This window comes from Mycobacterium sp. (genome assembly GCF_040398885.1).
Classification (GTDB): domain Bacteria; phylum Actinomycetota; class Actinomycetes; order Mycobacteriales; family Mycobacteriaceae; genus Mycobacterium.
The window spans coordinates 1-10,764 of record NZ_JBBATF010000103.1 but is presented as its reverse complement, the minus strand read 5'-3'; the positions used below and the strand labels follow the sequence as shown (position 1 = coordinate 10,764).

Genomic DNA, 10,764 nt, shown 5'->3' with positions numbered 1-10,764 from the left:
CCGAGGACTTCGGCGGCGACACGATGTTCGTCGACATCTCGGCCAAGAACGGCGTCAACATCCAGGCACTGGAGGAGGCGGTCCTGCTGACCGCCGACGCCTCGCTGGACCTGCGGGCCAACCCCGATATGGAGGCGCAGGGCGTGGCGATCGAGGCGCACCTGGACCGCGGTCGCGGCCCGGTGGCCACCGTGCTCATCGCGCGCGGCACACTGCGCGTCGGTGACTCGATCGTGGCCGGCGACGCCTACGGTCGCGTCCGCCGGATGGTCGACGAGCACGGCGAGGACGTCACCGAGGCGTACCCGTCGCGTCCGGTGCAGGTGATCGGCTTCACCTCGGTGCCCGGCGCCGGCGACAACTTCCTGGTCGTCGACGAGGACCGCATCGCTCGCCAGATCGCCGACCGGCGCAGCGCCCGCAAGCGCAATGCGCTGGCAGCCCGGGCCCGCAAGCGGATCAGCCTGGAGGATCTGGAGTCGGCACTCAAGGAGACCAGCCAGCTCAACCTCATCCTCAAGGGCGACAACTCCGGCACGGTCGAGGCCCTGGAGGAGGCCCTGCTGGGCATCCAGGTCGACGACGAGGTGGAACTGCGGGTCATCGACCGCGGCGTCGGCGGCATCACCGAGACCAACGTCAACCTGGCCTCGGCCTCGGATGCCATCATCATCGGCTTCAACGTCCGCGCCGAGGGCAAGGCCACCGAACTGGCCAACCGCGAGGGCGTGGAGATCCGCTACTACTCGGTGATCTACCAGGCCATCGACGAGATCCAGAGCGCGCTCAAGGGCATGCTCAAGCCGATCTACGAGGAGCGCGAACTCGGTCGTGCCGAGATCCGCGCGATCTTCCGCTCCTCGAAGGTGGGCAACATCGCCGGTTGCATGGTTCAGTCGGGCATCATGCGCCGCAACGCCAAGGCGCGTCTGCTGCGTGACAACGTCGTCGTCGCCGAGAACCTCACCATCTCCTCGCTGCGGCGGGAGAAGGACGACGCCACCGAGGTCCGCGAGGGCTTCGAATGCGGTCTGACGCTCACCTACTCCGATATCCGGGAGGGCGACGTCATCGAGACCTACGAGCTGGTCGAGAAGGAACGCGTCTGATGTACGAAGTGAGACAGACCAAAGGGCTGAGTTAAGTGGCTGATCCCGCACGGGCCAAGCGGCTGGCCAAGCGGATCTCCACCATCGTGGCCACGGCGATCGAGTACGAGATCAAGGATCCGCGGCTGTCCGGGGTGACCATCACCGATGCCAAGGTGTCCGGCGACCTGCACGACGCGACGCTGTACTACACGGTGATGGGACGGTCGATCGACGAGGAGCCCGACTACGCCGCCGCGGCGGCGGCGCTGGAGAAGGCCAAGGGCGTGCTGCGCACCAAGGTCGGCGCCGGCACCGGGGTGCGTTTCACCCCGACGTTGGCCTTCGTGCGCGACACCGTTCCCGACGCCGCGCACCGGATGGAGGAGCTGCTGGCCCGGGCCCGTGCCGCCGACGCCGACGTCGCCCGGATCCGTGCCGGGGCCACTCCGGCCGGCGACGCGCAGCCGTACCGGGTGGCCGGCGAGAACGACCGGGACTTGCGTGGCGAACCAGTCGACGACTGACCGGGCCGGCAGGCGGGTCGACGCCTCCGGTGCGGCAGGGTTGCTGGCCGCCGCGCGCTCGGTGGTGATCCTGTGCCATGTGCAGCCCGACGCCGACACCGTCGGCGCAGCGCTGGCGCTGGGACTGGTGCTGATCCGCGGCGGGACGACCGTGCAGGTCGCCCTTCCGGCCACCGACACGCTGCCGGAGTCGCTGCGCCAGCTGCCCGGTTGCGAGCTGCTGACGGCGCCCGCCGACGTGCGCCGCGACGCGGATCTGGTGGTCGCCGTCGACACCCCGAGCGCAAACCGGCTGGGCGAGCATGCCGCGCTGCTCACCGGGGCCGACGTTCTGGTGATCGATCACCACAGGTCGAACACGCTCTACGGCTCGGCGAACTTCGTCGACCCGCGCAGTGATTCCACCACCATGCTGGTGGCCGAACTGCTCGACGCCTGGGGCGAGGACATCGACGTCGCGGTCGCCCGGTGTCTGTACGCCGGGCTGAGCATCGACACCGGGTCGTTCCGGTGGGCGTCCGCGCCGGCACTTCGGCTCGCGGCCCGACTGGTGGACGCCGGCGTCGACAACGCGACGATGAGCCGGCTGCTGCACGACACCCATCCGTTCGGCTGGCTGCCGCTGCTGTCCCGGGTGCTGTCCACCGCGGTGCTGCTGCCGGAGGCGGCCGGTGGGAGCGGACTGGTGTACGTCGTCGTCGGCCACGCCGACTGGGCGGCGCACCGCCCCGAAGAGGTCGAGTCCATCGTCGACATCGTGCGCACCACACACGAGGCCGAGGTCGCCGCGGTGTTCAAGGAGGTCCGCCCGCAGCAGTGGTCGGTCTCCATGCGGGCCAAGTCGTTCGACCTCGCGCGGGTGGCCGTCGGGTTGGGCGGCGGGGGGCACACCCTGGCCGCCGGGTATTCGGCCGCCGGCCCGATCGACGGCGTGGTCGCCGAACTGGCCGCGGCTCTCGGTCAGTCCCCGCCGACGGCGTAGATCACCTGCCGGAATTTCCCGCCGGGAACGTCGTGCCGGGTCGGCTCGACGTCGCGGTGGATCTGCGCCCCGGCGACTCCCTGCGAGTCCAGGTAGTCGGCCAGCGCCGCGCAGCTTCGATCCCAAACCTGTTGCGGCGCGGCGCCGGACCTCAGGTCCAGACGCAGGGTCAGTGCCGCCGGGCCGGTCTGGACCAACTGGCTGCGCCACACCCCGGGTACTTCGTCCAGAACCGAGCCGACGGCCAACGGCAGGATGGCGACGGTCCGGCCGTCCGGCGCCGGCAGTCGGAGCACGTCGTCCCGCCGGCCCTCGACCCGGATCGCCGGCAGCGGGTTGCCGCACGGGCACGGGTCCGGCCGTTCGGTCACCGAGTCGCCCAGGTCGTAGCGGATGATCGGCTGCACCCGGTTGGCCAGGTTGGTCAGCAGCACCGTGTGCGACCGGCGGCCGGGCGGCGTCGGGCTGTAGTCCGCCTCGACCGGTTCGAGGATCACCCAGTCGGCGTTGACGTGCAGCCAGCCATGCGCACAGTCGAAGGCGATGAGCAGGAACTCCGAGGCGCCGTAGGCGTTGTGCACCACCTGCCCGCCGAAGGCCGCGGCGATGCGGGAGCGAGCGGGGGAGTCGAAGGACTCACCGCCGAGTTCGACGATCACCGGCCGCAACCGCAGCCGTCCCGCCGACTGCTCGGCGGCGAGCAACTCCATGGCGCTGGGGTAACTGGTCAGGATTGCCGGCTGGAACCCGTTGAGGTCGGCCACCAGTTCCGGCAGCGGCCGCTGCAGCGAGAACGACCGCCAGGTGCTGCGCCGCCACCAGTGCCGCCGGCTGAGGTAACCGATCCAGCCCTCGCCGGCGAAGTGCCCACCGGTTCCCACCACGACGGCCCAGCGGGCCTGTCGCCCGAGTAGCTCGAGCCACTGCCTGCCGGACAGCCAGGCCAGGTCCATCGGGATGCTCAGCGCCTCGTAGACCCGGCACGCCCCGCGGTCGTGCACGAACAGGCCCGGGCGGCCGGTGGTGCCGGACGTCGAGCAGACGAAGTATTCGCCCAGGAACGGGGTTCCCGCCGGCCGGGAACCGGCGACGAAGGCCTGCACGCCGGCCAGGGTGACGCGCGGGTCGCACACCCACTCGTCGAAGGAGGCCATCAGCGCGCGCTTGGTCACCGGCGGCAGACCGGTGAGGTCCCAGGAGGGTGAGTCCGCGTAATGCCGTTGGTAGAAGCGGGAATTCGCGCGGGCGTGGGCGATGAGGTCCCTGGTCCGCCGGGCGCGGCGCGCCTCGATCGCGACCCGACCCCGATGTCTGGTGCGGATCAGGTCGAGGATGACCCCCGGGGTGCTAGCCGACCTGCGCCCGGCCACGTTCGATCACCGATGCCCGGTTGGCGGCGATGTCGTCGCCGGTGGCCGAGCGCATCCACTTCCTCGCCGCCTCGGCCTCCATCCAGAGCCCGGCGCCGGTGCCGTGCTCGTCGATGCGGTGGTAGGACTCCAGCAGGGCCCGCACCGCTTTCCGGTTGTTGCCCACGATCGAGGCCGCGACGGCGCGGGCCGCCGGCATCAACTGCCCGTGCGGGACGACCTCGGTGACCAGGCCGGCCCGCAGCGCGTCCGCGGCGGACAGATAGTCACCGGTGAGGCTCATCCGGCGCGCCATCCCGATTCCCACTTTCTGCGGCAGTCGCACGCTGAGCCCCCAGGTCGGCAGCAGCCCCACCCGGGCGTGGGTGTCGGCGAACCGGGCGCGTTCGGAGGCGATCAGGATGTCGCAGTACAGCGCGAGTTCCAAGCCTCCGGTCACCGCCGCGCCGTTGACGGCCCCGATCACCGGCTTGCTCATCGGCGGCCACTTGGGCGAGATGTCGGGCAACTCGGTGGTGTCGCCCAGTTCCTTGAGATCGAGTCCCGCGCAGAACACCGGGTCCGCCCCGGTGACGATCACCACGTCCACCGCGGCGTCGGCCTCGGCGGCCCGCAGTGCGGCGAAGAACCGGCTCCGCAGGGCCGCGGACAGCGCATTGCGCGACTCGGGCCGGTTGAGCGTGACGGTGCGTACCCGGTCGGCGGTGTCGGTGAGCAGGATGCCGGAACCCTCGATGGCCATAGCCAACCGTAACCCGCCCGACGGCACCTAGGCCGGCGCGCCCACCGGCAGGATCAGCCGCGAGGAGTCCCCGAGTCGCACCGTGTGGGCGGACGGCGCCATCCGGCTGCCGCTGATCGCCGGTTCCCCGGTCCCCAGGTTGCGGGCGAACCGCGGATGGCATCCGCCGGCCACCAGCACCCGGATCCGGGAGCCCGGCCCGAACCGGTGCGCGACGGGGTCGAGTTCGAGCCGGATCGGTTCGTTCGGACCGGCGGTGAACCGGGTGTACCCGTCGCTGACGTTGCAGGACCGTCCGCGCTCGTCCACCTCGCTGACCCGGACGAAGACGTCGAAGTGCGGGTTGTCGGTCGTGTAGTCCAGTTCGACGACGGGGTGGCCGTACACGGTGAACCCGGCCTCCAGCGGCGTGCTGGTGAAGCTGAGCACGTCGGCGCGCCGGGCCAGTTCGGAGTCGTCGGTGTATCCCGACGGCAGGGTGAGCAGCCGGCCACCCACCGTCGGGGTGGGATCGGCGGGGTCGTAGCGGAACGTCGCCGAGGCCCCGACGGCCGGGGCGGCGGCGCCCAGTCCCTGACCGGCCTGCAGGTACAAGACCCGCTCGGTGGTGGGCGGCGGCCAGTCCGGCAGGTCCGCCCAGCGGGGGCCGGACCTGCCGGTGACGCACACCCGCACCGGCCGGCGGCGCGGTGCGGCCGCCTTCCCGGCCAGGTGGGCTCCCAGCCAGGCCAGAGTCTCGGCGGCGGTGCTGCCGGTGGCCTTGGAGACCATCTGGTCATGGGTCCACGGCCCGACGGTCATCGCCACGTCGACCCCGCGGCGCCGGAGGTACTGGTACTGGGTGATGGTCTGGTCGATGAAGACGTCCTGCCATCCGCTGATCAGCAGCACCGGTGCCGTGCACCGCTCCAGCGCACGGGTCATCCGCATCGGGTCCCAGAACGGGTCGTCGATGTCGGGATGGGAGATCCAGGACTCGTACCACGGCGAGGTCTCACCCAGCAGCCGCCGGCCGGCGTCGCCCAGCGGCACTTCGTGCACGGCCGACGCCAGCCGGCGCGACGACCGGAACCGGAAGGCCAGCCGGTGCAGGGTCGAACGTTCCTGGTTGCCCACCATGTCGGACCACCCCAGGAAGTCGTTCAGCGCGAACGACCCGGTGCCCCAGGAGGTTCCGTGGAAGTCGTGCGGGCCGACACCGATCACCGCTGCCGCCAGTTCCGGTGGCGGGTCGGACAGCAGCGCCCACTGGGTGTACCCGAGGTAGGACTGCCCGATGGTGCCGAACGTGCCGGTGAACCAGGGCTGTTCGCGTAACCACACCACGGTGTCGGCGGCGTCCTCGGCCTCGTGGACCATCGGCACGAAGGTGCCACCGGAGCCGAACGTGCCGCGCACGCTCTGCAACACGACGTGGTAACCGCGGGCGGCGTAGAGCTGGGCGTAGACCAACGAGAAGGGGAACCCGCGGCCGTAGGGACCGCGGACCAGGATGGTGCCGGACGGCCGGTCGGTCAGCGGCGCGTAGTGGTCGGCGCGCAACTGGACGCCGTCGCGCATCGGGACGGGCAGCCCGCGGTGCACCAGGTACCCCGTCGACGGCGGCGGGAGCCGCAGCGCGCGACTCACCGCCCGATCGCCCAACCGCGTGCTCGTCACCCGAACCAGGATATGGACCGCCAGTAGGCTGCTCGCTTGTGGCTCCCACACTCTGGGCGATCAGCGACCTGCACACCGGGCACACCGGCAACAGGCAGGTCACCGAGTCGCTGTACCCGGCGACCGACGAGGACTGGCTCATCGTGGCCGGCGACGTCGCCGAACGCACCGACGACATCCGCTGGTCGCTCGATTTGCTGCGGCGGCGGTTCGCGAAGGTCATCTGGGTGCCGGGCAACCACGAACTGTGGACCACCGGCAAGGATCCGGCGCAGGTCTTCGGCCGGGCCCGATACGACCACCTGGTCGAGATGTGCGACCAGATGGACATCGTCACACCCGAGCATCCCTATCCGGTGTGGACCGGCCGGGGCGGTCCGGCGACCATCGTGGGAATGTTCCTGCTCTACGACTACTCGTTCCTGCCCGCCGGGGCGACGACCAAGGCCGAGGGTCTGGCAATCGCCAAGGAGCACAACGTCGTAGCCACCGACGAGTTCCTGCTGTCCTGCGAGCCCTACGCCACCCGCGATGCGTGGTGCCGCGACCGGCTGGCCTACACCCGGGCCCGGTTGGAGGACCTGGACTGGATGGTCCCCACCGTCCTGGTGAACCACTTCCCGCTGCTGCGCGATCCCTGCGACATGCTCTTCCACCCGGAGTTCTCGCTGTGGTGCGGAACGACTGCGACCGCCGACTGGCACACCCGCTACAACGCGCTGTGCGCGGTGTACGGCCACCTGCACATACCCCGCACCACCTGGTACGACGGGGTGCGTTTCGAGGAGGTGTCGGTGGGCTACCCGCGAGAGTGGCGGCGCCGCAAGCCCTACCGGTGGCTGCGCCAGGTGCTGCCGGATCCGGAGTACGCGCCGGGATACCTCAACGAGTTCGGCGGGCACTTCATGATCACCCCGGAGATGCGCGCTCAGGCCGAGGCGTTCCGCGAGAGGCTGAGGAGCCGGCGCGGATGAGCGATCTGATGAGGGCCGTGCTGCCCGACGTGGCCGATCTGGTTTTCGCCGAGATCTACCACGATCCGCCGGATCTGTCCCCGCTGCCTGCCGAGGAGCCGCTGATCGCGCGCTCGGTGGCCAAGCGGCGAAACGAGTTCGTCACCGCGCGGCATTGCGCGCGGCTGGCGATGGGACGGCTCGGGCTGCCGGAGTCACCGATTCTCAAGGGGGACAAAGGCGAGCCGCAGTGGCCTGATGGGGTGGTCGGCAGCCTGACGCACTGCGAGGGCTATCGCGGCGCGGCGGTCGGTCGGCGCTCCGCGGTGCGCTCGGTGGGCATCGACGCCGAACCGCACGGTGTGCTGCCCGACGGCGTGCTCGACGCCGTCAGCCTGCCGGCCGAGCGGTGTGAGATCGCGGCACTGCCGGACGGTCTGCACTGGGACCGGATCCTGTTCTGCGCCAAGGAGGCCACCTACAAGGCCTGGTTCCCGCTGACCCGGCGCTGGCTGGGCTTCGAGGACGCCCACATCAGCTTCGAGGTGGATTCCTCCGGCACGGCAGGCGTTTTCGTGTCCCGAATCCTCGTCGATCCGGCCGCGCGATCCGGGCCGCCGCTGACCGAACTCGCCGGACGCTGGTCGGTGGCCTCCGGCCTGGCGCTCACCGCGATCGTGCTGTGAGACCCGCGCCCGCTCCCGGCATCGTCGTCGTCGACAAACCGGCCGGGATGACCAGCCACGACGTGGTCGCCCGGTGCCGCCGGGCGTTCGGCACCCGGAAGGTCGGTCACGCCGGGACACTGGACCCGATGGCGACCGGGGTCCTGGTGATCGGCATCGAACGTGCCACCAAGATCCTCGGTCTGATCAGCGGGACGTCAAAGTCGTACCAGGCGACGATCCGGTTGGGTCGTGCCACCACGACCGACGACGCCGAAGGCGAAGTGCTGCAGGATGTTTCGGCCGCGGACACCACCGACGAGGCGATCCTGGCCGGGGTCGCTGCGCTGCGCGGCGAGATCTCGCAGCGGCCCTCGGCGGTGAGTGCGGTCAAGATCGGGGGCAAGCGTGCCTACCGACTGGCGCGGGAGGGCGAGCAGGTGGAACTCGCCCCCCGTACGGTCCGAGTCGACCGGTTCGAGGTGTTGTCGATACGCCGCGCCGGTCCGTTCGTCGACGTGGCGGTGGAGGTGGACTGCTCGTCGGGCACCTACATCCGCGCGCTCGCGCGCGACCTCGGCGCGGCACTGGGTGTGGGTGGGCACCTGACCGCCCTGCGGCGCACCCGGGTCGGCCGCTACGGCCTGGGCGACGCGCGCACCCTGGACGACCTCGCCGGGCGTCCGGCGCTGAGCCACAGCCTGGATGAGGCCTGCCTGCTGGCGTTCCCGCGCCGCGACATCACCGACGCCCAGGCCGCCGACGCCGCCCACGGCCGTCCGTTGCCGGCGGCGGGAATCGAGGGTGTCCACGCCGCGACCGAGCCGGGTGGCCGGGTGATCGCGTTGCTGGCGGACCGGGGATCGTCGACCCGGTCGGTGGTGGTGATCCGCCCGGCGACGATGCCGGACCCGACGTCCTGAGCAGGTCGCGGCACGGCGGCGCGCAAGTCGTAGGCTTGGCGGCGTGGAACGCTGGCGCGGGCAGGACGACATCCCGTCCGACTGGGGCCGCTGCGTGCTCACCGTCGGCGTCTTCGACGGGATGCACCGCGGCCACGCCGAACTGATCGCCCGCGCCGTCAAATCCGGCCGGGCCCGCGGCGTGCCGACGGTCCTGATGACCTTCGACCCGCACCCGATGGAGGTGGTCTTCCCGGGCAGCCACCCGGCGCAACTGACCACGCTGGCGCGCCGGGCCGAACTGGCCGAGGAACTCGACATCGACGTCTTCCTGGTGATGCCGTTCACCGCCGACTTCATGAAACTCACCCCGGAGCGCTACGTTCACGAACTGCTCGTCGAGCGACTGCACGTGCTCGACGTGGTGGTGGGGGAGAACTTCACCTTCGGCAAGAAGGCGGCGGGAAACGTCGCCACCCTGCGCAAGGCCGGTGAGCGGTTCGGTTTCGCCGTGGAATCGGTCTCGCTGGTCGCCGAGCACAACCAGAGCGAGTCGGTCACCTTCTCCTCGACCTACATCCGTGCCTGCGTCGACGCGGGCGACGTGGTGGCCGCCGCCGAGGCCCTGGGCCGCCCGCACCGGGTGGAGGGGGTCATCGTGCGGGGCGAGGGCCGCGGTCACGGGCTGGGCTACCCCACGGCCAACGTCTCCCCGCCGACGTATGCCGCCATCCCGGCCGACGGCGTCTACGCGGCCTGGTTCACCGTGCTCGGCCCCGGCCCCGGCCCGGGGCCGATGCTGCCCGGCCGGCGGTATCCGTGCGCGGTGTCGGTCGGCACCAACCCGACGTTCTCGGGCCGGACCCGCACCGTGGAGGCCTTCGTGCTGGACACCACCGCCGACCTCTACGGCCAGCACGTCGCGGTGGACTTCGTGGCCCGGATCCGCGGGCAGCGGAAATTCGGCACGGTGGACGAGTTGATCGCCGCGATGGGAAGCGACACCGACAGGGCCCGGGCGATTTTGGCGGCCGACTCCTGACCGGTAGGCTCGGCGCCGCGTGTGCTGCAGTCCGCGGTGGCCACGCCTGGTCTCTTCGCGGCACCGACGAATTGGAGTTTTTCGCATGGCGCTGACCACTGAGCAGAAGAAGGAGATCCTGGGCACCTACGGCCTGCACGGGACCGACACCGGTTCCCCGGAAGCCCAGGTGGCGCTGCTGACCAAGCGCATCTCCGACCTCACCGAGCACCTCAAGACCCACAAGCACGACCACCACTCCCGCCGCGGCCTGCTGCTGCTGGTCGGCCGGCGTCGCCGGCTGCTCAAGTACGTCGCCCAGGTCGACGTCCAGCGCTACCGCTCGCTGATCGAGCGCCTGGGCCTGCGCCGCTGAGGGTGGCCGGGTCCCACCCGGCCACCGTGTAATATAAGGAGGTCTCCGGCCGCGCCGCGGCCTGCGACCTGCGTCTCCCGCCGAGACCCGGCCCGATCGGGCGGTCTTCGGTAGTGGCTGCCGGATGGAACGCCACCCGGCCGCTTCGATCGACGACCGTGGCCAATCGTCAGCCGATTCGTCTCGTCACTGGGTGGCGCTAAATCAACAGTGAACGAAAGGCTGTACGGACGTATGTCTGTCGCTGAAATCGACGAAGGCGTGTTCGAAGCGACCGCCACCATCGACAACGGGAGCTACGGCACCCGCACCATCCGTTTCGAGACCGGCCGGTTGGCCCAGCAGGCCGCCGGCGCGGTGGTCGCCTACCTCGACGAGGAGACCATGCTGCTGTCGGCGACGACGGCCAGCAAGGCGCCCAAGGAACACTTCGACTTCTTCCCGCTGACCATCGACGTCGAGGAGCGGATGTACGCCGC

At 70.7% G+C, this 10,764-nt stretch carries 11 protein-coding genes and 1 pseudogene; 9 read left to right on the top strand and 3 right to left on the bottom strand.

Annotation, left to right across the window (positions count from 1 at the left end; all coding sequences use genetic code 11):
- From infB to ADBZ5U_RS10755, 3 genes are all read left to right on the top strand, one after another.
- The coding region (gene infB, locus ADBZ5U_RS10765; protein WP_526265231.1) for a translation initiation factor IF-2 at nt 1-1,109 on the top strand (1,109 nt) is incomplete at its 5' end.
- A gap of 35 nt (nt 1,110-1,144) precedes the next feature.
- Nucleotides 1,145-1,615: a 30S ribosome-binding factor RbfA gene (gene rbfA / locus ADBZ5U_RS10760; RefSeq protein WP_526265229.1), complete on the top strand. Its 471-nt coding sequence runs from the start codon at nt 1,145-1,147 to the stop codon at nt 1,613-1,615.
- A complete protein-coding gene (locus tag ADBZ5U_RS10755) occupies nt 1,593-2,597 on the top strand; it encodes a DHH family phosphoesterase (protein ID WP_526265227.1) in 1,005 nt (334 codons plus the stop codon). The genes rbfA and ADBZ5U_RS10755 overlap by 23 nt, the downstream gene beginning before the upstream one ends.
- On the opposite strand, the gene ADBZ5U_RS10750 is transcribed toward ADBZ5U_RS10755, so the two are convergent.
- The 3 genes from ADBZ5U_RS10750 to ADBZ5U_RS10740 are packed head-to-tail and all read right to left on the bottom strand — an operon-like array spanning nt 2,576 to nt 6,377.
- Complete coding sequence (locus ADBZ5U_RS10750; protein ID WP_526265225.1) at nt 2,576-3,967, bottom strand: phenylacetate--CoA ligase family protein; 1,392 nt, start codon at nt 3,965-3,967, stop codon at nt 2,576-2,578. The genes ADBZ5U_RS10755 and ADBZ5U_RS10750 overlap by 22 nt on opposite strands.
- Nucleotides 3,945-4,709 (bottom strand): enoyl-CoA hydratase, encoded by a 765-nt coding sequence (locus tag ADBZ5U_RS10745; RefSeq protein ID WP_526265223.1) that lies wholly within the window; start codon nt 4,707-4,709, stop codon nt 3,945-3,947. The genes ADBZ5U_RS10750 and ADBZ5U_RS10745 overlap by 23 nt, the downstream gene beginning before the upstream one ends.
- 27 nt (nt 4,710-4,736) lie before the next feature.
- Nucleotides 4,737-6,377 (bottom strand): CocE/NonD family hydrolase, encoded by a 1,641-nt coding sequence (locus ADBZ5U_RS10740; RefSeq protein ID WP_526265233.1) that lies wholly within the window; start codon nt 6,375-6,377, stop codon nt 4,737-4,739.
- A 29-nt stretch (nt 6,378-6,406) separates the two neighbouring features.
- Between ADBZ5U_RS10740 and pptH the strand changes: the two genes are divergently transcribed.
- From pptH to ADBZ5U_RS10710, 6 genes and pseudogenes are all read left to right on the top strand, one after another.
- On the top strand, nt 6,407-7,342 hold the full coding sequence (gene pptH / locus ADBZ5U_RS10735; RefSeq protein ID WP_526265221.1) for an ACP phosphodiesterase PptH: 936 nt from the start codon (nt 6,407-6,409) through the stop codon (nt 7,340-7,342).
- The gene (gene pptT / locus ADBZ5U_RS10730; protein ID WP_526265219.1) at nt 7,339-8,007 is read left to right on the top strand and encodes a 4'-phosphopantetheinyl transferase PptT; all 669 of its coding nucleotides are present in this window, start codon (nt 7,339-7,341) and stop codon (nt 8,005-8,007) included. The genes pptH and pptT overlap by 4 nt, the downstream gene beginning before the upstream one ends.
- On the top strand, nt 8,004-8,909 hold the full coding sequence (truB, locus tag ADBZ5U_RS10725) for a tRNA pseudouridine(55) synthase TruB (protein ID WP_526265217.1): 906 nt from the start codon (nt 8,004-8,006) through the stop codon (nt 8,907-8,909). The genes pptT and truB overlap by 4 nt, the downstream gene beginning before the upstream one ends.
- 43 nt (nt 8,910-8,952) lie before the next feature.
- Complete coding sequence (locus ADBZ5U_RS10720) at nt 8,953-9,930, top strand: bifunctional riboflavin kinase/FAD synthetase (protein ID WP_526265215.1); 978 nt, start codon at nt 8,953-8,955, stop codon at nt 9,928-9,930.
- A gap of 85 nt (nt 9,931-10,015) precedes the next feature.
- On the top strand, nt 10,016-10,285 hold the full coding sequence (gene rpsO / locus ADBZ5U_RS10715; RefSeq protein WP_526265213.1) for a 30S ribosomal protein S15: 270 nt from the start codon (nt 10,016-10,018) through the stop codon (nt 10,283-10,285).
- 234 nt (nt 10,286-10,519) lie between these two features.
- Nucleotides 10,520-10,764 (top strand): annotated as a pseudogene (locus tag ADBZ5U_RS10710) (polyribonucleotide nucleotidyltransferase); the annotation flags it as partial.